General features: G+C 47.8%; 19 protein-coding genes. 11 read left to right on the plus strand and 8 right to left on the minus strand.

Annotation, left to right across the window (positions count from 1 at the left end):
• Positions 1 to 601 precede the first annotated feature (601 nt).
• Both NG792_RS17765 and NG792_RS17770 read left to right on the plus strand, forming a co-directional pair.
• Positions 602 to 2,296 (plus strand): NB-ARC domain-containing protein, encoded by a 1,695-nt coding sequence (locus tag NG792_RS17765; RefSeq protein WP_261236261.1) that lies wholly within the window; start codon positions 602 to 604, stop codon positions 2,294 to 2,296.
• Positions 2,297 to 2,378: 82 nt separating this feature from the next.
• Positions 2,379 to 3,356 (plus strand): serine/threonine protein kinase, encoded by a 978-nt coding sequence (locus NG792_RS17770; RefSeq protein ID WP_261236262.1) that lies wholly within the window; start codon positions 2,379 to 2,381, stop codon positions 3,354 to 3,356.
• A 217-nt stretch (positions 3,357 to 3,573) separates the two neighbouring features.
• Here NG792_RS17770 and NG792_RS17775 read toward each other — a convergent pair whose 3' ends face one another.
• On the minus strand, positions 3,574 to 3,711 hold the full coding sequence (locus NG792_RS17775) for a hypothetical protein (protein ID WP_261236263.1): 138 nt from the start codon (positions 3,709 to 3,711) through the stop codon (positions 3,574 to 3,576).
• A 413-nt stretch (positions 3,712 to 4,124) separates the two neighbouring features.
• Here NG792_RS17775 and NG792_RS17780 point away from each other — a divergent pair, with 413 nt between their 5' ends.
• The 5 genes from NG792_RS17780 (at position 4,125) to NG792_RS17800 (ending at position 10,881) form a co-directional block, all read left to right on the plus strand.
• Positions 4,125 to 5,525: a HEAT repeat domain-containing protein gene (locus tag NG792_RS17780; protein ID WP_261236264.1), complete on the plus strand. Its 1,401-nt coding sequence runs from the start codon at positions 4,125 to 4,127 to the stop codon at positions 5,523 to 5,525.
• A gap of 898 nt (positions 5,526 to 6,423) precedes the next feature.
• Entirely contained in the window at positions 6,424 to 7,401 is a 978-nt protein-coding gene (locus NG792_RS17785) for a LysR family transcriptional regulator (RefSeq protein WP_261197599.1), read from the plus strand.
• Positions 7,402 to 7,518: 117 nt separating this feature from the next.
• Positions 7,519 to 8,622: an anthranilate phosphoribosyltransferase family protein gene (locus tag NG792_RS17790; protein ID WP_261236265.1), complete on the plus strand. Its 1,104-nt coding sequence runs from the start codon at positions 7,519 to 7,521 to the stop codon at positions 8,620 to 8,622.
• Between the two features lie 602 nt (positions 8,623 to 9,224).
• Positions 9,225 to 9,851 (plus strand): molybdenum cofactor guanylyltransferase, encoded by a 627-nt coding sequence (locus NG792_RS17795; protein ID WP_261236266.1) that lies wholly within the window; start codon positions 9,225 to 9,227, stop codon positions 9,849 to 9,851.
• A 295-nt stretch (positions 9,852 to 10,146) separates the two neighbouring features.
• Positions 10,147 to 10,881, plus strand: a complete 735-nt coding sequence (locus tag NG792_RS17800) for a response regulator transcription factor (protein ID WP_254567101.1) — start codon at positions 10,147 to 10,149, stop codon at positions 10,879 to 10,881.
• A 272-nt stretch (positions 10,882 to 11,153) separates the two neighbouring features.
• Here the strand turns inward: NG792_RS17800 and chlP are convergent, their stop codons facing one another.
• Positions 11,154 to 12,374, minus strand: a complete 1,221-nt coding sequence (gene chlP, locus NG792_RS17805) for a geranylgeranyl reductase (RefSeq protein ID WP_261197602.1) — start codon at positions 12,372 to 12,374, stop codon at positions 11,154 to 11,156.
• Positions 12,375 to 12,581: 207 nt separating this feature from the next.
• Here chlP and yidD point away from each other — a divergent pair, with 207 nt between their 5' ends.
• Positions 12,582 to 13,082 carry a membrane protein insertion efficiency factor YidD gene (gene yidD, locus NG792_RS17810; protein WP_261197603.1) on the plus strand — a complete coding sequence of 167 codons (501 nt, stop codon included), beginning with the start codon at positions 12,582 to 12,584 and terminating at the stop codon, positions 13,080 to 13,082.
• Positions 13,083 to 13,325: 243 nt separating this feature from the next.
• Here the strand turns inward: yidD and NG792_RS17815 are convergent, their stop codons facing one another.
• On the minus strand, positions 13,326 to 13,712 hold the full coding sequence (locus NG792_RS17815) for a low temperature-induced protein (RefSeq protein WP_261197604.1): 387 nt from the start codon (positions 13,710 to 13,712) through the stop codon (positions 13,326 to 13,328).
• A gap of 1,161 nt (positions 13,713 to 14,873) precedes the next feature.
• Between NG792_RS17815 and NG792_RS17820 the strand changes: the two genes are divergently transcribed.
• The 3 genes from NG792_RS17820 to NG792_RS17830 all read left to right on the plus strand — a co-directional run bounded on the left by NG792_RS17820 (position 14,874) and on the right by NG792_RS17830 (position 19,887).
• The gene (locus tag NG792_RS17820) at positions 14,874 to 16,796 is read left to right on the plus strand and encodes an adenylate/guanylate cyclase domain-containing protein (protein WP_261236267.1); all 1,923 of its coding nucleotides are present in this window, start codon (positions 14,874 to 14,876) and stop codon (positions 16,794 to 16,796) included.
• Between the two features lie 277 nt (positions 16,797 to 17,073).
• Entirely contained in the window at positions 17,074 to 18,771 is a 1,698-nt protein-coding gene (locus NG792_RS17825) for an ABC transporter substrate-binding protein (RefSeq protein WP_261236268.1), read from the plus strand.
• 90 nt (positions 18,772 to 18,861) lie between these two features.
• The gene (locus tag NG792_RS17830; protein ID WP_261236269.1) at positions 18,862 to 19,887 is read left to right on the plus strand and encodes an ABC transporter permease; all 1,026 of its coding nucleotides are present in this window, start codon (positions 18,862 to 18,864) and stop codon (positions 19,885 to 19,887) included.
• Between the two features lie 146 nt (positions 19,888 to 20,033).
• Here the strand turns inward: NG792_RS17830 and NG792_RS17835 are convergent, their stop codons facing one another.
• The 5 genes from NG792_RS17835 to hpsL all read right to left on the minus strand — a co-directional run bounded on the left by NG792_RS17835 (position 20,034) and on the right by hpsL (position 26,217).
• A complete protein-coding gene (locus NG792_RS17835; protein ID WP_261236270.1) occupies positions 20,034 to 20,777 on the minus strand; it encodes a tetratricopeptide repeat protein in 744 nt (247 codons plus the stop codon).
• A 122-nt stretch (positions 20,778 to 20,899) separates the two neighbouring features.
• The gene (hpsP, locus tag NG792_RS17840; RefSeq protein ID WP_261236271.1) at positions 20,900 to 22,105 is read right to left on the minus strand and encodes a hormogonium polysaccharide biosynthesis glycosyltransferase HpsP; all 1,206 of its coding nucleotides are present in this window, start codon (positions 22,103 to 22,105) and stop codon (positions 20,900 to 20,902) included.
• Positions 22,106 to 22,297: 192 nt separating this feature from the next.
• Positions 22,298 to 23,470, minus strand: coding sequence for a hormogonium polysaccharide biosynthesis glycosyltransferase HpsO (hpsO, locus tag NG792_RS17845; protein ID WP_261236272.1), 1,173 nt, complete (start codon positions 23,468 to 23,470; stop codon positions 22,298 to 22,300).
• Between the two features lie 23 nt (positions 23,471 to 23,493).
• Complete coding sequence (gene hpsN / locus NG792_RS17850) at positions 23,494 to 24,486, minus strand: hormogonium polysaccharide biosynthesis glycosyltransferase HpsN (RefSeq protein WP_261197611.1); 993 nt, start codon at positions 24,484 to 24,486, stop codon at positions 23,494 to 23,496.
• Positions 24,487 to 24,564: 78 nt separating this feature from the next.
• Positions 24,565 to 26,217 (minus strand): hormogonium polysaccharide biosynthesis protein HpsL, encoded by a 1,653-nt coding sequence (gene hpsL / locus NG792_RS17855; protein ID WP_261236273.1) that lies wholly within the window; start codon positions 26,215 to 26,217, stop codon positions 24,565 to 24,567.
• Between the last annotated feature and the right edge of the window lie 241 nt (positions 26,218 to 26,458).

The raw sequence follows: 26,458 nt of genomic DNA on the forward strand, positions 1-26,458 counted from the left end.
CCCTTATGTTAAAATTTTTCCCTTTTGGGGCTAAGTATATATTCTGTGATCCATCGGGATAAACAAAAAGTTACTCTCCTCCGGGTTGTCTTGAAAGCCTGTTATAACTTGCGGTTTCTGATGCTTTCTGGCCGACTCAGGAGCAGCACCTCACGGAAGTGAGCCATGATCGGGCCAGGGAATCATGCTTACTCGCTGTTTTTTCCCAACTGCTGACTTAGAGGGGAGGTGAGGGGATGAACAATTTTATCTCTCTAGGGTTAAGTTTTTTCCGGGATGACTAAAATATCGGTGAAACACTTGATTTTTTATTCAAAGTGCTGAAGCACGATCTATAAAATATTGTCAAGTAGCTAAAGAAAGAAACACTTCGACTAGAGGGGCTAGAACGGTCCAAATCAGCAGGGGATAAGGGTTAGAACATTGAGCGCCCGGGGGAAAGATCGGCGAACAATGTCCCGGGATTGTCTCTTTAGGCGATCGGCATGGGTACAAAACGCTATGGAGCAAAAATTTTTCTGGCGATCGCAGAAGCGGGCAACAAATCGTTAGAAACACAGTATAATGAAAAACGTTGTATCGTTTGTAAAGCTCAGAAACCTTGACTAACCAAATTCCCCCCGAATTTTTAACCGGAGTCGCTAAAGAACGAGGCGTTTCCGATGCTGAGTTAGAAACCGTCATGATGGCACTTGACGGCAATTCCACCGCTGCGATCGCCACGATCCTCGGGATCAGCAACATTGCCGTGCGCAAACGACTCGGCGAAGTCTACAGAAAATTTAGCATTTACGGGCGTGGTCCGGGCAAGCTGGCCGAATTGCGGCATCAGCTATTCTATCAATACCAAGCCCAAGAAACCGAAGCACCAGCACCCACTAAAACCAAAGGTAAAGCCAAAGCCGAACCGGCTGCAACTTCCAGCAAAAAAACTGAACCGGCAGCCCCCGAACCTTCTAACGAAGTTGTCTCCACCGGAACCCACCGCCCAGACTGGGGTGAGTCGCCGGATGTATCCCAGTTTTATGGACGCACCGAAGAACTTAAAATTCTAGAAGAATTAATTATCGATGAAAGCTCTCGGTTAGTCACCCTTTTGGGCATGACAGGCATCGGCAAAACCGTACTTTCTGTACAGATTGCTAAACAACTCGAAAGCGAGTTTGAATTCGTGGTGTGGCGGTCCCTCTGTGCAACCCCCAAACTCGAAGACTTATTAGGGAACCTACTGCAAACCCTTTCAACCCAAAAGAAACCAGATATTCCCGATGACCTCAGCGGCAGAATCTTAAAACTGCTAGACTTCCTGAAAAAGAATCGCTGCCTGATCATCTTAGACGATATCGATGCCTTGCTCAAGGGTGATGAACTCGCCGGTAATTATCGTCCAGGATTTGAAAACTATCGCGATTTCATCAAGCGAATTGCCCAAACCAATCATCAAAGCTGTTTCGTCCTCGTCACCACGGAAGAACCGGCTGAAATTGCCTTACTGCATGGGGAAAAAGTCCAGACCCTGCAACCGATGGATTCCCACGAAATCGCCCGAGAAATCTTTGCTGATAAAGGCGTGCCTCCCACGGATAAAGAGTGGCTCGAACTGGTTAAACGCTATGGAGATAATCTCTTGGCGTATAAGGTTGTTGCCATGACCATTAAAGAATTTTTTAATGGAAATACGGCCACTTTCCTCAAAGCTACCGAGTTGTTTATAGAAGATACACTGACTCATCTACTAGAGCAGCATTTCGGGCGGTTATCTCCCTCAGAAGAAGAGATTTTATACTGGTTGGCGATCGAGCGGTCTCCGGTTACCCTGACCCGCTTGCGCGAGAATATGTTATTACCTGTATCCCTTTCGGATATGCTCAAAACCCTCGATTCCTTGGATCGCCGCGCCTTAATTGAGAAACAAGAAACAGCGAGCGATATTTTCTTCACCGTACAACCTTTGATGATGAAGTTTGTCACCACTAAATTAGTGGAAAATGCTTGTGAAGAAATTAAACAGTTGGTGAAAACTCAAAAACTGTCAAGTTTAAGAATTTTAATCCAACATAACCTCGGCGCCGGGGCGACTTCTGGCAAAAAAGGCAAAGCCGCTGCAACTCAAAAACCCCAAATGGTGCAACTGATTAAAAATCAATTGCAATTTTTCGTGATGCGAAGTGGGGGATATGATGAGTTGATTACTCAACTCGAATCGATTGCTGGAAAACTCGAAGATAAAACCCAAAGGGATGTGGGATATGCCAGCGCTAACCTTCGTAACTTGCTTGCGCTGATGGCGAGTTAAAGGGGGTTTTTTCTGGGCGATCGCCTAGAGAACCCAATCCAAACCGGGGAAATTTGGCTTCAGGAGACAGCTTTTCTAAAAAATGCTTTCACCGTTGCAACAAAGCCAAGTTTCCCCTCACTCATCAGGAGCCAATCTTCTTCTAAAATGGGTTGTGAGTTACTGTATTAATCCCAACTGCATCCAGCGGGAAAATCCCGATACTGAAAGTCACTGCAGCAACTGCGGTTCTCCCTTGCTGATTTGCGATCGCTATCGCCTCAAAACCCCCTTGCGCGAACCAAATCCCGCTTACCCCTGCGATATCTATGAAGTCCAGGATTGGGGGGAACAGGAGTGGGGAACCGCTAAGGTGATGAAAGTCCTTAAATTTACGACTCAGCCCGATTTTGTCCGCTTGTTTAAGCAAGAAGCGCGAGTTTTAATCTGGTTGCGACACCCGGGGATTCCCCAGGTGGAACCGGGAGGATATTTTATCCTCACCCTTGGCGATCGCAAATCCCTCCAGGGGTTCGTGATGGAAAAAAAAGCCGGGAAAACCCTAGAAGAAACAATTGAAAACCAGGGTCCTATTTCTGAAACCGTTGCTGGCAAATGGTTAGCACAGTTGATGGAGATAGTCAGCACAATTCATCACGAAGGATTGGTGCATCGAGATATTAAACCGAGCAATCTGATTCTCACACCCGATGGACAAGTGCAACTGATTGATTTTGGCAGTGTCGCCGATCGCCACAGTAGAAGTACCCGGGTAGGAACCTCGGGTTATGCACCCCCGGAACAACTCCTTGGGGATACCCAACCGCAATCGGATTTTTTCGCGATCGCACGCACTTTTTTATATGCCTTAACCGGGTTAACCCCCCTCGACTTTCCCGAAACCCCCCAAGGGCAGCTCATCTGGCGCAGTCGCCTTCCGGATCTTTCTCCCGAGTTTGCCCAGTTACTCGATGACTTGATGGCACCCGACTGGCACAGTCGTCCCCAAACGGCACAAGCTATTTTAACCCGTTTAAAGTCATTCCCGATTCCGGCAACCCGTCATCATCCCACGGGGTAACAGCAATCCCCAAACTGAACATCTCCCTATATATATGGAATGTTTAGGTTTGAGTTAGGACTGACGTAAATTTGGAGGGATAACCCTCACTCTATAAGCGGTGATGAGGCATCAGCCCTATTAGTTCTAGTGCTTGTTATCTTATATGCGGCATTGATGCAATGTTTACCCTTAAGAATATCCGTCACTTTGATCCCGGACCCGGTAAATTTAAGTGTTAGTTCTCACGCTTGACTCTTTTATTAAGGAAGCGATCGCAATTACCTTCGGATGAAAACTCCCGGAGGGCTTGTGCCGGAGCAACCCGCGCTAACCGCAGATTGATAGCATCTTTTCTGATATTTTTAAGCAACATTTGATACTCTTTTAAAATTTAATTCCCTCTTAAGCAAAACCTAAACTTAAGGCAGTGGGATAAGATGAGTTCCAGAGGACAAAAAACCAGGTTTCTCTTTCTCAAGCAAGTGACAAAGCGGACTCTTATGGGAGTACGAAACCAGGTTTCAGGTCCCTGAGTTCTCCAACTGCACGGACATTCTAGGTAAAGGCTTCAAATCCCTTACAGCAACTTGGTAAAATTAGATACCAAAGTTAGAGCCTAATGCAATTTACGGATGAGGAAAATTCGATTTAGGTATCAACGGGCCAAACCCTACTAGCACATCCAGCCACACCGAGGATAAATTGAAAGGGATAAAAGTTCAGACTGGAACCCTTGTAACTTTGGCAAGCATCGCACCCCGCCCCATTCAAAACCCACCCATCACTATGCCCCCAACTCTCTCTCATCTGTTAGAACAAGCTAACGCAGCGGCAAAACAAGAAGATTGGCAATTGGTGACCCAATGTTTGGAAAAACTAGCCACAATCCCAGGGACAGCTAGAGTGGAGTCTCTCCCCGTCTCAACAGAGCAACCGAACGGGCGATCGCCGCAGATCAATATCTCCTCCCTACTCGGTTTGGCGGATCAAGTCTTAGAATACGGGGATTTTCAACAACGATGGGAAGTCGCGAAAGTATTCCCTCGTCTGGGAACCGAGGCGATCGCCCCGCTGTTGGACATTTTGGGTGATCCTGATGCCGAAGTGGAATTACGATGGTTTGCGGGTCGAATCCTAGCGGAGTTTAAGAGCCCCGATGCGATCGCCGCCTTAATTGAATTACTCCATAGCCCGGAAGAAGAATTAAGCTCTATGGCAGGCAATGCCTTGGCTCAAATGGGAGAACCGGCGATCGCTGCTTTAAGTGAGCAGTTAAGGGACTCTACCTCCCGAGCATTAGCGGTGCGCTCTTTAGGCAAAATCCGCCATCCCCAAATTATCGAGCCCCTCTTGAGTGTGGTGGGCGATCGCGATCCCCAAGTGCGTTCCGAGGCGATCGCCGCCCTGAATAGCTATGATGACCCGCGTATCCCCCAGGTCCTCGTCGAATCCATCCATGACTTCCATGCCTCCGTGCGTCGGGAAGCCACCATCGGCTTAGGATTATGCGCCATGCGACCCTCCTATAAACACGATACCCAGGGCATCTACAGCGTGCTCGCCTCAGAAATCGAGGAACTCCTGCGGGAGCGTTTGTGGGATTTTAACCCCGGTGTCACCCATCAGGCGGCGATTTCCCTGGGACGAGTGGCAACGCCAAAAGCAGCAGCCTGTTTAGATGAAATTCTCCACTCCCCAGCTACCCCAATCCCTTTACAAATTAATACGGTTCGTGCCTTAGCTTGGATGGGAACTCCGGAAGCTTTGGAGTATTTAGAAAAAGCATTAGTTAGCCGACAAAAGCATAGTTCTAGTCCCGAGGTGGTAGCAGAAATTGTCTCTTTACTGGGAAGGGTCGAAGTGCCCCAGTTGAAGCCAAAAGCGGCGCAGATGCTGACTAAACTGTTAAACTCCAAGGCAAAAGCTGCGGGGAGAGACTGGATGCGTAGGGAACAAGCGATCGCCTCGGCGTTGGGTTATTTGGGGCAAAAAACTAGCATAGAACCCCTGATTCAACTGTTAGCTACCTCCGAGGCTGGAGTCCGGTTTCATGCGATCGCCGCCCTGAAACAGATTGCGCCCGACGAAGCCTATCGGCAACTGCTAGAGCTCTCCTGTCAACCCACTGCCAGTCCCTCTCTCAAACAAGGTGTGGCGATCGCCTTGGAAGAATGGGTAAAAAGTTAGGGAATTTTGACAAGGGGCGATCGTCCTGGGTTTGTCCATCAGCTATCCTGGCTGGAACCCTGGGGGCAAGGGATTCCCGGGAAAACACTCCTAAACCTTTTCCCCTCTCCAGGGATTTATTCATTTAGGTTTTGCATAAGATGTAGGGTAGTTACACCCAAAACCCTGTTTTTTGGCAGCGATCGCTACAAAACCCACCCCTTGAGGATAAGATTTGTTCAGAGATTAAGATGCAGTTAACATGAAAGATATGGATATTTTGAATTAGGCTGCTCCAGGGGTTTATCCCATTTAGAAACTCCAGGTCTTTTGCTCCATAAATTGTCCAAAATGGACCCCATTTAATTGATTTGAAGCAACTGAAAAGGCCGGGGTTTTCAAGAAAACTTTTTTCATGGGTAAGGGGTTTGGAAGTATCAAACAACGCCTAATATTTCCTTTATTTCGGGTTTAATAAAGTGAACAAATACCTGGCAAAATCATGAAAATAGGGATAATTTTCAGCCGGAAATTCCCAATCACCTTTACGTTGTGAATTATGGGCATTCTGAACAGAAAAATCTCTCAGAATCAAGCCCCCGGGGACCGACAGATTTAACATTGACCATCAGCACTAGATGGGGTAAGAGAGGTTTTGACCCATAAAAACCCAATCCTTCTGCATCCGGTCCCCTCTCCTTAGCCCAGAGGAGGAGATTAGAGAGGGGTCTCAACCGGAGTAGATTTCACGGGTTGCTGCGATCGCCCTGGGGTTGTCCCCAACTCCGATGCAATTCATCCCCAGATGAACCCAAGGATAGAGAAAATCCCTGAAAATCCGGTATCAATTTGTACCAAAAATTGGGAGGTTTTCAGGTAAGATAAAAAATGCGGAAAAATCTTATTTATCTCTCCATATATGCGCCTAGAGCAGTTACAAGCTTTTATGGCAATTGCTGATACGGGTAGTTTCCAACAAGCGGCCCGTCGATGCGGGGTCACCCAATCTACAATTAGCCGTCAAATACAGTCTCTGGAAGCAGAACTGGGCTTACCGTTATTTCATCGCAGTGCTCAGGCAAAATTAACTTTGCCCGGAGAGCGATTTTTCCCCCATGCCCGTAAAATTTGTCAGGAATGGCACACCGCACAAGAGGAACTGAGCAATTTATTAGAAGGGAAACAGCCCGAACTCTGTGTCGCTGCAATTCACTCGGTTTGTGCCTATTATTTACCTCCTATTTTACGAAAATTTTGTCGGCAGTATCCGGAAGTTCAGTTACGGGTAACGGCATTAGGAAGCGATCGCGCCTTAAAAGTCCTCAAAGATGGCCTCGTCGATCTGGCGATCGTCATGAATAACCGCCTATTAACCTCTAATGCAGAAATGGTCGTTGACATTCTCTACAATGAGTCCATTCAAGTGTTAATGGCAGCCACTCATCCCCTCGCTCAATATGACCCCGTACCCTGGCAAGAATTAGCGCGCTATCCTCAAGTTGTTTTTAAAGATGGGTATGGAATGCAGCGGTTAGTTCAAGATATCTTTGCTAAATACAACCTGACCTTGCGGGCGGTGTTAGAGTTAAATACTCCCGATGCCTTTCGTGGGGTCGTTCAGGAGGGTGAGATGGTGGCACTGTTGCCCGAATCGGCCTTAGTCGAAGCCCGTTGTGACCCCAAAGTTGCCATTCGCTCTCTACCCCCGGTAGATCAAATAGATTGCCCTTCCACCCCCTCCCCATTGAACGGAATTTATCCTACATTGGCGGGGGATTCTTGTTGGAATCGGCAAGTGGTGATCGTCACCACGAGCGATCGCCTCCAAATTCCCCCCATCCAACACTTTTGGCAACTGGTTCATGACTTTTTGCCGAGCAAGGTTGCACCCGGTTAAAAACTGGAATTTCTACTCAATTTCTGTGATGTTCATTTGCACAGATTCCTCACCCCCGCCCAAGATTCCCCGGTTTTTTCCCGTTTATTCCCCCTTTATTCACTCACCCTCTCACTCATGAGTACAGCGTTCACAGAATTTGTCAAGAAAGTCGGCAGTGGTCCCCACACCAGCCAAAACCTGTCCCGCACAGAAGCAGCGGATGCAATGCGGATGATGCTAGTGGGGGAAGCAACCCAGGCACAAATCGGCGCATTTTTAATCGCTCACCGCATCAAGCGTCCGACGGGGGAAGAATTAGCGGGGATGCTGGATGCCTACGAGGAAATCGGGCCGAAACTGGGGCCGATCGCCGCGTCCTCCCCGGTGATGGTTTGGGGATGTCCCTACGATGGGCGATCGCGCACCGCACCTGTCACTGTCCTGAGTGCCATTCTCCTCGCCAGTTACGGTCAACCTGTACTCCTCCACGGCGGGGATAAAATGCCCACCAAGTATGGCATTCCTTGTGTGGAAATTTGGGATGCCTTGGGGGTGAACTGGCGAAAGAGCGACCTCAAACAACTCCAGTCCGTCTTGCAAGCAACGGGAGTGGGATTTGTCTATCTTCCCAAACAGTTTCCCGAAGCGCAGAGTCTGGTTCCCTACCGAGAACAACTGGGGAAACGACCCCCAGTCGCCACCTTAGAACTGATTTGGGCTCCCTATCAGGGCGATCGCCACCTCGTCGCCGGGTTCGTCCATCCCCCCACCGAACTGATGTTTCGCGATGCTTTAGGATTACGCGGTGACTCCCGCTTGACCACAGTCAAAGGATTAGAAGGCAGTTGTGATTTACCTCGGGAACGCACCGCCATCATCGGATATAGCAATCCCTCCGAGACTTCCCCCCCACCTGCCGCCTCCGAGTCTGAGTCTCCCCAATCCGATCCATTCCAGCGTCTGCTTCTGCATCCTCGGGACTATGGATTTACCCCAGAAAATGTCCCCTTCCAATCCGACGCATTCCCCGCCCAAATGCAAGGAGTCCTGCGGGGTGAACCCAGCGAACTGATGGAGTCTGCCGTCTGGAGTGGGGGGTTTTACCTCTGGCATTGTGGTATTGCTAAAGATCTGATCAGCGGCATTACTCAAGCGCGGGAAGGGTTTAAGAGTGGTCGAGTTGCTGCTAAACTCCAGGAAATTACTCAAGCCGTGAGTTCGCGATCGGTTGTGCATTAGGGAACTCCAAAAAATAAAATCCAAAAAACCCGCACCCTTCAGGGTGGGGCTGTTTCATTGTCAAATTTTCCTTACCCCGTAAGCTTTACGGAGCAAGGGTTTTCGGCCTGATTTCCTAAGTTGAACCTAAGGACCACCCCGCCCCTTTGGGGCACCCCTCCAAGGGAGGGGAATTCCACCCCGTCCCTTCGGGACACCCCTCCACAGGAGGGGAATATGCCCCAAAATTCCCCTCCTACAGGAGGGATGCCCCGCAGGGGCGGGGTGGTAAATTCTAGCTAGTAATCAAATATTGAGCTATGCTTCTTTACTCAAAAGTATATGTTTCTTCCCAATCAAGACACCACCCCGTCCCTTCGGGACACCCCTCCACAGGAGGGGAATATGCCTGTATACTCCGCCAGATAAAGCGATTGAACAATGCAAAAATTAATTGGGCTGGGAGAATCAAACAGCCCTACACCCTTGAGGGTGCGGGTTTTTAAAAGACCTGTTTTCCTCTTCAGCCTGCAAAGGCAGGCTTCGTCCGTATAGACCCACCCTTGAGGGTGCGGGTTTTTATCGGATTCCCTATAATCCCTGTCCCCATGCCCTAGCAAACAATGAGCGAATCCATTCCCACCAATCCCCAACTCGCGGCCCTTCTCCTCGCTGGAGGCCAAAGTTCTCGCATGGGGGAAGATAAAGCCCAAATTCTCTGGGACGGAAAGCCCCTACTCCAGCGGGTCTGTGAGGTGGCCTGTCACTGTGCGCCCTTGGTTTATTACATCACCCCTTGGCCGGAACGCTATGAGTCCATGCTAAACCCGGAACATCTCTCGGGAAGGACAGTACAGGCGCTGCCAGAGACGGAGCACCAACGGGGTCCTTTAGGGGCGGTTTGGGAAGGGTTGAGTCAGATTGAGGCGGAGTGGGTGTTGTTGTTAGCCTGTGATTTACCGTTATTAGATCCAGCGATCGTCCAGCAGTGGGCCTCTCAACTGCCCCATCTACCCCCGGAGAGTCTGGCCCTGGTTCCCCAGCAGGGAACGCTTTGGCATCCGATGTGTGGATTTTATCGGCGATCGGCTTTAGAACCGTTACAGCAGTTTCTGGACCAAGGGGGGCGATCGTTTCAACGGTGGTTACCCCAGATTGGGACTACTCCTTTGGAGGTAGGCACTGCGGAATTCCGGATGTTAAGAAATTTTAATACTCCAGGGGATTTGCACGCCCCTCGCCCGGAGTAGCGTCCGGATTGTCGCCCTAGGGCGATCGCCGGGAGGTTCGCGGGGAAATGTGCCTTTATTCCAGGGGGAGAACCCTGGAGAACGGGTTTATTTCCTTAAAAAATATCCATTCAATGACAAATTATCGAGCCGATCCGATCGCGGACCCTCCCCCGGATCTAAGCCGTTCAAATCCGGGAATAATTCTTTGGAAAGATTTTAGAATCCTTGCTTATAATTTGTAGAGGAATCTTTACGATTCTCTACATGGTTCTTTATGAACCGTAATCAACCCAGTCTTTCAAAATTTTGAACCATGCCCCGGATACTCGTCATTGACGATGACCCTGCAATCTCAGAATTAGTCGCCGTCAATCTGGAGATGGCTGGCTATGAAGTCAGTCAAGCCGAAGATGGCATCAAAGGTCAAGCGCTTGCGCTGCAACTGATCCCCGATTTAATCATGCTCGATCTGATGCTGCCTCGGGTGGATGGATTCACAGTATGTCAACGGCTTCGGCGTGATGAGCGTACAGCCGATATACCCGTCCTGATGCTGACAGCTTTAGGTCAAACCCATGATAAGGTCGAAGGTTTCAATGCGGGTGCTGATGATTACCTGACTAAACCCTTTGAAGTTGAAGAAATGCTTGCACGGGTTAGAGCCTTGTTGCGACGCACCGATCGCATTCCCCAGGCTGCCAAACACGCGGAGATTCTCAACTATGGACCCCTGACCCTCGTCCCTGAACGGTTTGAAGCCATTTGGTTCGATCGCACGGTCAAGCTGACTCACCTGGAATTTGAACTGTTGCACTGCTTGTTGCAACGTCACGGCCAAACCGTCTCTCCCAGTGAAATTCTCAAAGAAGTTTGGGGATATGACCCCGATGATGATATCGAAACGATCCGGGTTCATGTTAGACATCTGAGGACGAAACTCGAACCCGATCCTCGACATCCTCGCTACATTAAAACGGTCTATGGTGCAGGTTATTGCTTAGAGTTGCCTAGCACGGCACCGGCTAATGAAAACCCACAGGCAGTATAGTCTCACCCCACAAAAAAGGAAGAACCGGATGGGGAGTTTCGCCTTTTTGAACTCCCTGAAGTTCTACCCTGTGGGGTGAGACTCCTCTGTGTTCAGGGTCGTTTCACGATTCCATAGAAAAACGCTCCCCCTAACTGCTTAATGTCGTGGGAGAGCGCTATTTCTAACAATTTTCCGCAAGACTGATCCCAGGGATCAGCTTCCGGACGACTCCAAACAGAATCCAACTTTCCCGATTCATCGGCTCTAGCTGGATCCTGTTCTGGGCGGTTCTAGGGCGCCAAGGCGTTACCCCGGAGCAAACTGCCAATTGTTTTCGCGGTAATCTTCATCTGCACGAAAGGATTGGCGGGAACGACGGTTTTATACAGATAGCTGTCAAACGTCATGCGCTGAACATCCATATCGGCACACATTTCCACAAAGGCTTCCCGAGTGGCATCGGTGCGATAAAACACCCGTTGTAGGATGTCCAGTACCGCATAGGTGATGCCGTATTTCTTATCCCAGCGCTTCAGATAAATTTTCAGTTCCTCTTCTGTCGGAACGCGGGTCCCGCCTTCGGAAAATTCGACGATGGTTTCGGCGCACATCCGAGCGGATTTGGCTGCAAAATAAATCCCTTCCCCAGATGATTTGGTGACGGTACCTGCGGCATCTCCGACGAGGGCGACGCGACCCACCACTCGACGCGGACGGGGATGTTCCGGAATCGGATGCGCTTCCACTTTGATGATTTCGCCCCCTTCTAGCCGTTTGGCGGCCCGGGTCCGAATGCCTGCTTGCAGCTTTTTGATTAAAGCTTGGTTGACTTTCATGGTGCCAGTTCCCACGGCCACATGGTCATATTTGGGGAAAACCCAGGCATAGAAGTCTGGGGAAACGTCAGTTCCCACATACATTTCTGCCAGGTCATTGTAATAGGCCATTTTGTCTTCGGGGAGGCGAATCCGCTCTTGGAAGGCGATCGCGTAGTTATAGTCCCCAGCATCAATGGCTTTGGCGACGCGAGAGTTCGCTCCGTCAGCCCCAATGACCATATCCACTTTTAGGGTTTTTTGGGTCCCGGCGACGCTGCCGTCTGAATGGTCGGCATAGTGGAGGATATAGGGATCCCTATTGTTTGTGGGAATATCCAGTTTGTGAACGGTGCCATTAATCAGGTTTGCGCCTAGTTTTTCAGCGCGATCGCGCAGGAATCCATCGAGGACTTCCCGGCGACACATCCCAATATATTCTTCTTGTTTTTCTAAATTGATATCGACTTCGATATTGGACGGGGAGATCATTTTCATTTTTCTCACCCGACGATCAATGATGTGATCGGGGAGATCAAACTCGCTCACCATACAAAGGGGTATGGCCCCGCCACAAGGCTTCGCATTATCCAGCTTGCGCTCAAACAGGTAGGTCTCAATCCCTGCTTTTGCAAGCGTTTCGGCAGCAGAGGAACCAGCCGGTCCCGATCCAACAACAGCAACCCGTAGTGCCAAAGAAGTTCTCCCTATCTGTCACGGTTACGGAAAGCAATCGTATCACGGACTATCCCCTTGTGGTCAGGTTACCCCCCTATATGTGACGAAAATGAAACAGAGCTTAATATTTCGACACAATTGGCCCTGTTTGGCGGATGCTGGAATTTAGTCGGGGTAAAAGAATAAACTGGGACTAAAAATAAGGGCCATCTTCCCTGGGGCAACATGAACTCGAATGGACTGGATGCGCGGCTGTTAATGGATTCACGACTGTTGAGGGCGATCGCGATCTCATCGATTAGCGGCTATCAAAAACACCTCTCTCCCCATAAAGGCTTTTCCTGCGCTCATCGGATTCTCTACGGTGGGGACTCCTGTTCTCAATACATCAAAACCGCCGTGGCTCAAAGGGGCTTATCCGGGGCGATCGCTTTATCTCAACACCGATTTGCTGCCTGCAAAGAAGCGCATCACATTCTCCGGTCCCAAGTTTGTCCCACTACTCCACCTCAAAAAAAGCCCCACCGTTCCAGTCCCAACCGGGTCAGAGATGGTGCCTGTAACGAATTCACCCCAGGAGTCGGTTGCGATGCCTGTACGGACAGCCTAGAGTGCCTAACCCTGTTTGATTGTTGTGGTGGCATTACTTGCAGCGACTGTACTCCCCTTGAAAATAGCGCCCTGGATTGTTCCAGTTGCGACTGCGACTTTGGCAGTTGTAGTTAATGCCGAACCCTTAGAGAAAACAGACTGGCGATACCCCGATTGGGTATGAGTACCGGATTCCGTATCATGGAAGATTTTATTTTTTGGAGTCGCCTCAACCGACTTTAAACTTCAGGAAAAATGCGTTAGTCCCTCCAGGGAAAGGAGTAAAAGCCTTTCTCTGGAGGGACTAACGCACCCTAATTTACCTTGTTCTAAGTTGGGATTTTTCGGAATATTTTATACCCCAATCCGGCTTAGAGATTAATCTTTACCCGTGATGTTTTCAACTGAGTTCTTAACCTGCTCGATAAACGAGGTTGCACCGTCAGCCTTGGCATCTTCTGGGGTGATCATTTTATCTTTATCATCAGCCCCTTGAATAATATTCAATCCGGGGTTGGTGCTATCAACCTGATCTTTCATAGTATAAGGATCATCTCCGATCGCTTCTAGGGAGTCCTTCTCGATCTTTAGCATCTGATCTTCACCTTTCGTCGGGCTGCTAGTTGTTGCATAAGCAGGGAAGGCACTCGTGAAAAAGAGTAGGGCAGACACACAGACGGCCAGTAAAAAGCGTAGGGGACGCAAAGTCGGTAATTTTAAGCTGATAGACGGCATATTATGGTTCTCCTGGTCTAAAATTTCCATTGGGTGGGATTTCGGGGGTTACAGGTCTTGCACCCTCTCGGCCTCCCTTATCTGAGTTAAGGTTATCAAGGGATTGTGCCTACATACATCAGCCTTAAGATATAGATGGAGTAGTAAATTTAGCAGCGCGATCGCTGCTTTTCTCCTCGGACAGGTGACTAGAGGAATTTAGCGCACCTGGCTAGTCGAGACTGGAGATTAGCAACTTCAAAGCTATCTCGTCCGGGCTACCCCCAGGTTACATAATCCGAGCGATCCCGAGGCGATCGCCTTAATCTTTCGGCTACCCGTTGTCCGGTTCAATGGTATTATTCCTAAGATGAGTCCCCCTAGCTACAATCATTTAACCTCGGGCTTCAAATATCGGGTGATTGAATTGAGGTGGCCCAATAAATGCAGCTTATAATATCTGGAGAGGAGAAGTTCATAGACAGATTAGATAAGGCAATAAGCCAGCCAATTTCTAAAAAGCCTCCAGGAATTAAGCATTAGACCTCTTGCATAATAGATCTCTTAAGCCGATTGGCGTTAATAAGGGGAGAAAGGGGGAGCAATCCGGAATGAAAGCAAGAGGTTTATTTATTCCGGTTGGTTCCCCCTAAAAAAGGGGTACTGTCCCGGGTTCTCACCGAGGGAAAGGGCGATCGCGCCGGAATTTTGTAAAAGGTCTAGTGAAACTCAGTGCCATACCCCGGGTTATCCTAAAATCGCAGATAGCGAATAGGTAATCCGTGATACTTCAAAGGGGTGGAGAAATGGTTTTATGAAGGATTTAAAATTGTACAAATCATTAAACCGCTCTATAGTACAGTGATATGCAGATATCCTCTGGAAACCAGGACAGAACTTATGAGCTTCACAGGGATGTCAACCCCATAGGATAGGTGTCTTTCATGGACTGCCCTTAGGAGCAAGGGGATGCGTCAGTCTGGCTGGTGTAAAATTCCCCTGAGCGCTTTTATCCTCAGAGACTCGCTGCGGGTTTGCTCCCACCCACTGGGGGACCTTGGGGCAGATAGGGTTAAACCGGCTAGGTTCGAGAGCTTAAGGGTAATTGTTGAAGGGGTTTGACTCCAGAAAGTAAGGGTAAGTTTTTAAAGAGTGTAGAAGTCTGAAAAGCTGATTGAATGATTGGGAAAATATCTTATTCTTTTAGATACTATGGGCGAACAAGGTGCATCAGCAATTAATCACATAAATTTTCAAGAAGAGCCGGAATATAGAGCCGACCTATTAATCGTAGATGATGTACCGACCAATTTAAGATTATTAATAAGTTTATTAAGAAAAAATAATTATAATGTTAGAGGCGTGACTAATGGAGGATTAGCCTTAAAATTTGTAGAAATCAGAAAACCCGACTTGATTTTGCTAGACATCATGATGCCAGAAATGGATGGTTATGAAGTTTGCAAAAAATTAAAAGAAAATCCTCACACCCAGGATATTCCTATTATATTTTTAAGTGCGCTCACGGAAGGATTTGATAAAGCCAAAGCCTTTAAATCCGGTGGAATTGACTACATCAGTAAACCCTTCCAAGTGGAAGAAATTCTAGCAAGGCTAGAAACCCATCTTGCTCAACGGGCGCTGCAAAAGCAACTTGAAGAAAAGACTGAACTCCTGGGTCATCAAAATCTGCAACTCCAAGCGGAAATTAATGAACGAAAATTATTAGAGGAAAAACTCCGGTCTGCTGAGGAGAAAATGCGGGCAGTTTTTGAGGCAATGACTGATATTGTCGCATTAATTAGCATCTCTGAGGGTAATATTGAAAATTTGGATATTTTACCTAGTAATTGGATGCGTTTATATCAGCCAGATTCGGATATTATCGGCCAAACAATTGAACATTTATTTGACCCAGACACCTCGGAAATTTGGTTGAATGTTATTGGCAAAGTGTTAGAGACAAGAGAGACGCTGCATTTCGATTACTGTCTCCTGGATCGCGGTCAAGAGATGTGGTTTTCTGCGGCGGTGTCGCCAGTGCGGGAAGATACGGTGATTGTCGTGGCCCGAGATATTAGCGATCGCAAGCAAGCCGAAGAAGCCTTAATAATAGCCGAAGAACGATATCACAGTATCGTAGAAAATGCCATAGCGGGTATTTTTCAATCCACGGTAGATGGACAGTATTTGAGTGTCAATCCGGCACTAGCGAAGATATATGGTTATGCTTCCCCCGAAGAATTACAACAGAGTGTTAAAAATATCAATACTCAACTCTATGTTAATCCAAACCGCCGTCAAGAATTTATAGAGGCGATCGCTGCCCAAAATTCGGTGTCTGGATTTGAATCAATGGTCTATTGCAAAGATAAAAGCATCATTTGGATTTCTGAAACGGCCCGTGCGGTGAGAGACTCCAGTGGCAAGATTCTTTACTATGAAGGCATTGTTTCCGATATTACTGAGCGCAAGTTAGCCCAGGAAGCGCTCAAATTTCAACAAAATCAAACCGAAGCGCTGCTGTTGAATATTTTACCCCAGCCAATTGCAACTCGGCTGCAAAAGGGAGAAAATCCCATTGCGGATCACTTTGAAGAAGTGAGTGTAATTTTTGCGGATTTAGTCGGATTCACGGAATTTGCAGCCAATAGGCCGCCCAAAAAATTATTAGAATTATTAAATAAAATTTTTTCGCGGTTTGACAAGTTAGCAAAACACCATAACTTAGAAAAAATTAAAACCATTGGAGATGCCTATATGGTTGTCGGGGGATTACCTGTTCCCTGTGCTGATGCTATCTTTGAAGTGGCTCAAATGGCCCTGGATATGCAAGGGGAGTTAGCTCAGTTAAATCAGCATACGGGACAAACTTTTGAACTGAGAATTGGGATTCATATTGGTCCGGCCATTGCGGGAGTGATTGGCATGAGCAAATTCATCTATGACTTATGGGGGGATACGGTTAATACGGCTTCCAGAATGGAATCTAGCGGATTACCGGGGAAAATTCAAGTCACTGAGGCGGTTTATGAACGGTTAAAAGACAGATTTGAATTTGAACAACGGGGACTGATTTCTGTAAAAGGCAAAGGAGAAATGCTGACCTATTGGCTGCTGGGGAACCATTCCTAATCGATGGGTCCGCAATCTCCCGGGGAAACCCTAATATTTCCTTTAGGCGCCTGCCTGGATTTTGCAATGGGGGTGGTAGTCGGGGGCCAGAAATTGTCATGCCAGTTTATTGTAGAATCCATGCTAAACTTCAAGTCGATTCAGAGGTGAAAACACAAAGGAGAGGGGGTTGGCAACCCGAAACTTGTCCGGTGAACCCCTAAATCTGACCGAAAGCAAATAAACAAATGGGCGATCGCTTTTGTCACTTTAGAAACTTTCCAATTTACGCTGCTCAATGGTAGGAAAAGAAAAATTGAAGTCGAATCACAGAACTGGAGTAAACTATCGCGGTATTACCGGATCCATCCGTGGGGCGATCTTTGATCGCCACTGGCGCAAATTCGCTAAATTTGTGGGATTGTTTTCGATGTGCTGTCTTCTGGCGATTAGCTGTGGCGATCGCCCGGGGATGAATCAGAGTAATGACCCGAATCGGATCTCCATTGGAACCACCGCCAAAATTAGAACCATCGACCCTGCCGATGCTTATGAAAATGCCGCAGGAATGTTGCTGTACAACCTAGGCGATCGCCTCTACACCTACGAAAGCGGGACCACCACCCTCAAACCTCAACTCGCCACTGCCCTCCCTCGAATCAGCCCCGATGGAGTCACCTACACCATTCCTCTGCGTTCTGGAGTGGTTTATCATGACGGCACTCCCTTCAATGCCGAAACCATGAAATTTTCCCTGCAACGATTCATGGAAAATGGAGGTGCGCCTTCATCCTTATTATCCAATATCGTTGAATCGGTACAAGCTAGTGGTGAGTCTGAATTAACCATCAAGTTAAAACAGCCTTTTGCTGCCTTTACCGATTTGTTAACCTTTTCCGGTTTGGTGGCAGTTTCTCCCACAGCCTATCAAATTGGGGCAGGTCAATTTAAACCTGATACATTTGTAGGCACGGGGCCTTATAAATTAGTGAGCTATGGAACCGATTCCATCAAATTAGATGTATTCGAGGATTACTGGGGAGAAAAGCCCGTCAATACCGGCATTGATATTCAGCAGTTTTCCAGTCCGGCTAATGTTTATAACTCCTTCCGTCGCGGGGCAGTTGACCTCACCTACGGGACATTAGACCTGGATCAAATTACCAGTTTAGAAAAGCAAGCCAAGTCCGAAGGGTGGCAAGTGATTTCTAATCGCAGTAATGGGGTTTATGTCTTAAGCCTGAACATGAAAGATGAGGCATTAAAAAAACCAGAGGTGCGAAAGGCGATCGCCTCCATCATCGACCGTCCCCTCTTACAACAGCGGATTTTCCAGGGACAAATGGAACCGCTTTACAGCTTAATTCCGACCACCTTAGAACGGTATTATCAGCCCGTCTTTAAAGAGAAGTATGGGGATGGCAATTTTGCCCAAGCTAAACAACTCCTGGCGCAAGCCGGTTACACCCCCCAGAATCCCCTCCAGCTTCAGCTTTGGTATCGGTCCAATCTCCGAACCAATGCCGATGCCGCCACCACCATCAAAGCCGTAGCGGAACAGGAATTAGGGGGAGCGCTTCAACTTCAATTGCAAAGTGTTGAAGCCGCTACCGCTTACAATAATTTGGATAAAGGGGTTTATTCTATGTTTATCCTAGATTGGACCCCGGACTTTTTCGACCCGGATAACTACATTAACCCTTTTCTTTCTTGTGCGAAAGGGTCTGTTGAAACCGGATGTGAAGAAGGAGAAACCAAATTGTGGGGTTCTTTTTACTATAGCGATCGCGTCAATCAATTAATTGCTCGTGAACGTCAAGAACAAAACCCCGAAACTCGCCGCCAAATTTTTGCCGAGATCCAACAGATTCTTTCCGAAGATGTGCCATTTATTCCCCTGTGGCAAGGGAAAGAATATCTCTTTGCTCGTCAGGGAATCCAAGGCGCAGCGCTGGAATCAACTCAAGCCGTGCCATTTTGGACCTTGAAAAAATAAAGTCCATCATGGGATGCAGGGATGCCGGAGTTTCCCTCAACTTCTCATCCCTCCACTCCCTACTCAACCTTAGCATCTCACATATCACCCATGTCCCGTTCAAAAGCGCTTCAATCCTATATTCTCCTGCGGTTGCTACTAGCACCCTTGATGCTATGGACGATCGCCACCTTGGTGTTTTTGCTGTTGCGTGCCACTCCCGGCGACCCCATTGATGCGATTTTAGGCCCAAAAGCACCGGAAATTGAAAAAATTCGGTTGCGAGAACAACTGGGCTTAGGCGCTCCTTTGTGGTTACAATATATCCGCTACATGGGAGATTTGCTGAGGCTAGACTTAGGCACATCCCTCACCACCCGAGGACAAACCGTGTGGGAAATCGTCGGTCAATATTTCCCCGCTACCTTAGAAATTGCCGTGGTGAGTATGATCGTTGCCTTAATTGTCGGCATTGGAGTGGGGGTACTTTCAGCCTCTAATCCCAATACCGGATGGGATGTCGGGGGACGGATGTTTGGCATCATCACCTATTCCCTCCCAGCATTTTGGGTGGGGATGATTATGCAGTTAATTTTTAGCGTGCAACTGGGGTGGTTTCCCGTGGGGGCACGTTTTCCCAGTACCCAAACCCCACCCTCGGGACCAACAGGATTATACCTGATTGATAGTTTGTTAAGTGGAAATCTGGGCAATTTTTTCACCACCTTGCACTATTTAGCACTGCCATCTTTGACCCTGGGAATTCTAATTAGTGGGATTTTCGAGCGGATTGTCCGGGTGAATTTGAAGCAAACATTACAGGCGGATTATGTTGAAGCAGCCAGAGCCAGAGGGATACCGGAAGCCCGAATTGCGATCGCTCATGCCTTAAAAAATGCCATGATTCCAGTGATTACGGTGATGGGATTAACCTTAGCGGCACTTTTAGGAGGAGCAATTTTAACTGAAGTGACCTTTTCTTGGCCCGGATTAGCAAATCGACTCTATGAGGCGATTTCCTTACGGGATTATCCCACTGTTCAGGGAATTGTCGTCTTTTTTGCCGGGATTGTGGTGATTGCCAGTATTGGAATTGATTTGCTGAATGCTTATATCGATCCGCGAATCCGGTATTAGATACAAAGCTACTCAAAAAACCGGGTTTCTGCAAAAATTTTTGCTACTTAACCAGATTGAAAAAAGGAACCCGGTTTCTCCAACCCTAGCTAGGACAAAGAAACCGGGTTTTTTAACCTCTTAGCTGGAAATCCCCCAATATGAAATTAATTAGAACGATTATCCAGTTGTTGTAAGAAGCTATCAATGCGACTGACTGCCGAAAAATTGCCCTGTCTCTGGAATAAATCGCGGGCGGTTTGTAAAGCTTGAGTTGCTTCAGTCTGAGCGCCTTGTTCTGATAAAACTATTCCTAAATTGCCATGCGCTTCTGCAAAATTGGGATTAATTTCAATGGCTTTCTGATATGCAGATATGGCATCTGGTATTTGGCCGCGATTCACTAAAATATTGCCCATATTATAATAAGCTTTATCATAGTTAGGCTGAAGACGAATGGCTTCTCGATAGGCGGCGATCGCCTCATCGAACTCCTGTTGTTGCGCCAAGGCATTGGCTAAATTATAATGAGCAGCAGGTAATTGGGAATTTGTAGCAATGGCATTTCGGTAGGCGGCGATCGCCTCGGGAATTCGCCCCAAATTCACTAAGGCAACTCCCAGATTGATTTGCGCTTCCGTAAAATTAGGATTAAGGCGAATTGCTTGCTGATAAGAAGCGACTGCCCCCTCTAAATTACCCTCATCCTGAAGTCTTGCGCCTTCAGTATAATACCGTTCCGCTTCCGGGAATTCCTCCATTCCCTGCGCCACCCAAACTATCCCTGGGATTTGAGAAAACTCAAAATTCTCTTTCATGGATGGTGCGATCGCTTGTACCTTGGGGGTAACCCCCAAACTCAGCAAGATTGCCACCCCTAAAACTTGTCTGTAATCAGTGTTAGTCCACATGAATCATTCCCCGAACCCGCGACTGTAGATCAATCTGTTTATTCTCAAGTGTAGCGAATAAATGCAATCGTTCTGAAGTTCCCGCCCTTGAGGGTATTTATCCCCGATATAGGGCGATCGCCTTATCCCTGGGCGAGTATCTCTCTGTATGCCACTAGAGTTTGCTGGGCGATCGCATCCCAATCGTAATGAGTCGCCGCATACGCCTGACCCTTCTTTCCCCGTTGCTGACACTCATCAGGATTGGCGACTGCCTCCGAGAGCAACTGTGCAATTTCCTCGACAGTCCCGTTCCCCACCCAACCTGCACCCGCTTCCAGCACATCTTCCCAGATATAAACCCCCCGAGAAATACAAACTGCCGTTCCTGCTGCCATTGCTTCCGCCACCGCAATCCCAAAGTTTTCATAATAAGACGGCAGCACAAAAATATCCGCTGACTGCAGCAACGATACTTTAAACTCTCCCCGCACAAACCCAGGCAAAGTCGTACAATTCGCCAAAGAAGAAGCAGCAATTTGGGCTCTAATTTTTTCCTCATACTCTGGATCTTGAGGATTGCTTCCCGCTAATACAAAATGAAACTCTAACCCTTGGGCAAGTAACTTTTCTAATGCCGGTAACAACAAATTTAATCCCTTTTTCGGTTCAATTCGCGACAGAAACAAAACGAGGGGGCGATTACCTGTTATTCCCAATTCCTCCCGAATCTTTTTCACTCGTTGCTGCCGTTCCTCCGGGGTCAACTCTCCATCCATCCCAGGTAAACTCACCCCCAAAGGAATGATTAAATCCCGGGTTCTCACCCCAAACCGTTCCGAAATCTTCGCCTCTTCTGCACTCGTAAAATGAATCGCTGCCGCCCCTGCTAAATTCCCTCGTTCCCACAATGCCGTATAAACCTGCTTCATCGCGTTTTTCTTGCGCAAATCTGCCGGATCTAGCGTTCCTAACGGACGCAAAATATAAGGAATTTTCCGCAGTCTCGCCACCGTTGCCGCCCCGGAAATTACCGGAGAAAATAGGGCGTGTAAGTGCGCAATATCATACTCGCTCCCATTGATAGATAACCACCGTAATAAATCCAGAGAAAATTTATAACGACGAAAGGGAGAACAAGGAAAATAGCGGATTTGATAACCATCCTGTTCTACAGGGCAGTCCAGGGGAACATCCAGAGGCGCTTGTCCCACATCTCCATTAGAATTAGTCGTTAATATTGTCACTTCTGCACCTTGTCGTGCCAGGGCTGCCGACAACCCCAACACCATTTGACTCGGCCCTCCATAAACCAGGGAAATAGATGGAATAATTTGTAAAATTTTCATAGATTAAAATAAGAATTTAACGGTTTTAGGGAGAACTTTGAGGGGAATAGCAAGCCAGATGATCCCACTCCAAAATAAGGCAAATCATAACACTGGAAAAGGCTATAATTATAAGAATATTTATCCCTTCCTACATCCTCATTCCTAGGCAAAGCCTAGGAATGCTCAAAACCAGGCTCTGCCTCCTAACCCTTACTGCTCCAAAATGGTCTGATAAAATTCAAACTGTTGTTGAGCAAGCGCCTGATTGGTATAATGTTCCATTGCCCTTTGATAACCGCGATGAGCCAAGTCCTCTGCAAATCCAGGGTTTTCCATCAGTTTAGAGAGGCAATCCTGCAACGCTTCCGCATTCCCTTCGGGAAAGACTAATCCCCCATCTTGAATGACGTTAGGAATTTCCCCGGAATCCGACCCAATCACAGGAATTTGACAAGCCATTGCTTCAATTAAAACATGACCAAATTGTTCTTTCCATCCTGCGGAAGTTAGGGTTTTAAACTTATCGGTGGTTTCCGAAGGGAGAACCAAAACATCCATTAAGTTAATATAGCGCTGGACCTCATCATGGGGAACACTTTCAATCCAAATTAGCCGATTTTGCAAATTAAACTCCGTGGCTTTTTGCAACAGCATTTCTTTTAAAGGACCGCGACCTAATAGCAACAATTTCCAAGGTTTATCGGCTAACTGCGATAAAGACTGGAGTAAGGTGAGCAATCCTTTTTCTTCCACAAACCGCCCGACAAACCCGACGACAAATTCATCGGGGTAAATAGCGAGTTGGGTGCGGAGTTCCGGTTGAGGATGGGGACGAAAGAGGGTTTCATCAACGCCGAGTTGAGGCATGATTTTGAGGGGACCGGAATAGCCGCGATCGCGCAAAATTTCAGCCCCATCTTGATTTCCCACAATAATGCCATCGGTATGTCGTAAATTATAGGATTCTAAGAGAGAAACCGGGAATTTTAATTGGTAGGGGAGATTCCACCAAGTAAAGAATAGATTCTTAGCTTTTAATCCGAGTAATCGGTTTAGAGTGATAAATTCCGTGTAGGCGATCGCCTTCGCACCCTGTTCCACTTGGATAATATCGGGCCGCCACTGCCGCAACAGGGAAATCAAATCCGCGCCAAAGGTCAAAAGTCCTTGATTGTTTTGGCTAAAATTGGAAATTGGCATTACTCGAAACGAACCTTCTTCTAAGAATTCGGTTTCGATGAGTTTATTTTGAACGCCACCAGGACGCCATCGCCGAGGAACCACCACGGTAACTTCAATCCCGGGAGCAAGTTGGGCCAGTTTTCGTAACTTTTCCCGGTTTAAATCAACAATATAAGTATGGCTGGCAACTAGAATTTTCACAGCATTTACAATAAATGGATAAATCAGGTTTTTTGAGAATTGGCTAGTTCATCTTGTTGGCTGTAAATTTGTCCATCTTGAAAGCTCGATTGCAGAACAGTGCCAACAGCATTGAAAAATCCCAGGGTATAGAACCAAAACCGCACCAGGGTTTTAATCGGCGACCCACTTTTATTGCAGGGGGGATGACCCAGAACATGGCAGTCGAATAAGCGAGCGAAAAAGCGCAGACATTGAGATAGGGTGAGATTTTTTAATCCCAGGAGGAAATGATTGTGATAAAAGGTGATTTGATAGCTAATTGAGCGAGTGCTAATATCATGACAGCCGCCGGTTTCTTCTCCTAAATGAATTAAGTGAGCGTCCGGTTCATACCAGATTTTGTATCCAGTTTGTCGCAAACGCAAGCAAAAATCCGACTCTTCCCGCACGGCGCTGCCTCGGAAGCGTTCATCAAAGTGTAATCCGTACTTGTCGAAAATTTCGCGACGGAAGGACATATTACAACCGCGAACGGAGAGGACTTCCTGGGGTTTGACGGTATGCACCAGGTCAATATAATACCAGGCAATTCCCGGATCCATTGCTTCTGGGGGTAAATCCTCGATGGTTAAACCGCCACCGGAGTCGGCGAGTTTCATGCGATCGAAAACCCGACCCGCGATCGCCCCAATCTCCGGTTTATCGAGATAATTGCGAGCATGAGCGTGCAGAAAACCCGGGGGAAGTTGGACATCATCATCGAGAAAGAGAATAATTGTTCCCTGCGATCGGCGCACGGCATAGTTGCGCGCACCGGGTAAACTGGCCCAATCCAAGCGCAACCAGTGAATGCGATCAGATTCGGCGAGGGATTGCAGATAGGCATCGGTTTCCGGTTCGTGGGTGGGGGTTTGATCCACCACCAGCACCTCAAAATCGGGGTAGTCTTGTTGGAGGACATCGCAGAGAGTCTCTCTGAGTACCTTTTCCCGGTTGTATGTGGGAATAATCACAGAAATCGAGGGCAAAGACATGGAGTTAAGGGTTGAAAGTTTAGAGTTTAGAGGAGTTGAAGGCGATCGGCAAGGGAAGCGGGCGTTTAGAGGTCGGGTTTATTTCTTTTTCTGTTTCTTTTTAGAGGAGCCTTTCTCATCGAGCAACCCGAGTTCCTCTGCTTCGAGTTTTTCCTGAGCAACCTCTCGGTCAAGGTCAGGCAACTTGAACAGTAACCCGGCAACCACCCAGTAATAGACCGCAACCGGGTCTACGTCGAGAGGATAATAGTAAGTGTTATAGCTAATAAACAAGACAAACACCCAATAGGATGCGCCATAGCCTCGGAGATTTTTATCTTTGACAGAGCGATAGGTTTTAAAGCCCAGATAGCTCAGAGTGGTCACGAAAATCAGAAACCCGATGACTCCCACGGGGCCAATTTCATAGAGTAATTTAGGATAGTAGGTTTCGATGAGCTTAATCTCTCCGAACATCCGAGCGGAGTTGGTCGCTCTGCCTAAACCATGCCCAAAAAATCCAGCTTGTCCTTTTGAGGTAAATTCGGCTTGGTGGGCGATAAAATCTGTGGGTGGAGAGGCATTCCACCTGCCGACAAAACTATCGATCCGTTCCGTAATCAGATCCGGGAAGAGTGCCATTGCCCCAAATCCCAAGATTGAGAGTCCGACGGCGATCGGAATAAATCGTTTCAGATTTGTGATTTGACCCGTGGCGACCAGCAGAATAACCGTCATCACAGGGACAAGCGCTAAGGCAATTCGTTGACCGGAGATCACTGAATTGACAAAAACTAAGGCCATTCCCAGGAAACTGAGTATCTTCCAGAGGAAGGAAGGATCGTTAAAGGCTGAGGCAAAGGTAAAAAAGAGGTTGGCAATCAGGAACCAAGCCCACTGCCAGGGGGCAACAAAGGTCCCGGGTAAGCGAATCATGTTCACCTCGGGACTAAACACCAGAGAACCGCCAACCAGGCATTTAGCTTCGAGGGTGGCTTTAAATAAATCTGCACCTACATAGCCTCTGGTCCCGGGACAGCGACCGGAGGAGAGGAACCAATACTGAACAACACCCAGTCCACAGCAGATCACAGCGAGTATGACATGGGTGCGGGTCAGCCACAGAAATTCCTTTTTGTTACGGATGGTATAGTAAGTGCATCCGATCAAGGGAATATAGCCGAGGAAGACTTTCAGACCCAGTAGTCCCATTGGGAGGGGCTTGCCATCGGGTTTGGGGCCAAATTGCTGAGCCCCGTTGACAAACAACAGAGTCATCAGGCAGACCAACAAGAGAATGTTCAGCGCAAGACCCAGTTGGGGGGGAATTAGGAAGGGGAGTTTTTTGGCCTTGATCTCCCGGTAGAGGGCGATCGCCCCAGGAATATAAAACCCATCTTTAGCCAGTTGGAACAGTGCATTTCCCCCGCCGATCCAGTAGGTAATGGTGCCGGAAAACGGCATATAGATCAAAAAGCCCCAAATCGCTAACCGAGGGTATTTGCAGGACACTAATAAAACCGCAACCCCACCTCCACCCGCGAGCGCTAACTTGACGTCGGCCACAAAAAAAAGTACCAGCCCGATCGCTGCACCGACACCTCCATAGATCGTGAACGATTGAATCATCGCTTTGCGTTCGCGCTCAACCTTCTTTTGTTGGGCAGCCAGTTCTTTTTTACTCACAGAAGGCACTTGTGCCTCCTTATTGGTTTGGGACTTTTTCTTAGATTTTTGCTTGCTTTTTAACATATTCCGATGGTGAATCTTCCCCAGGAATTAGACCCTCGAACCGGCGGACCTTTCTACGGACAGTCACACAAACCCGACTTATCACTTCTTATTGATAACATCAAATCCACTCAGGCGGCTATATCCGGATTCAGGGAGTGGCGATCGCCCTCATCCCCAGGGCGCTAGGGAATTACACCCCAGAAATTGCACCCGTCCTGTGCCGTCGGTACTCCAGCCCATTGACCCCTCCAAAGCACCT

The sequence above is a fragment of the Laspinema olomoucense D3b genome (assembly GCF_025370785.1).
GTDB classification, from domain to species: Bacteria; Cyanobacteriota; Cyanobacteriia; order Cyanobacteriales; family Laspinemataceae; genus Laspinema; species Laspinema olomoucense.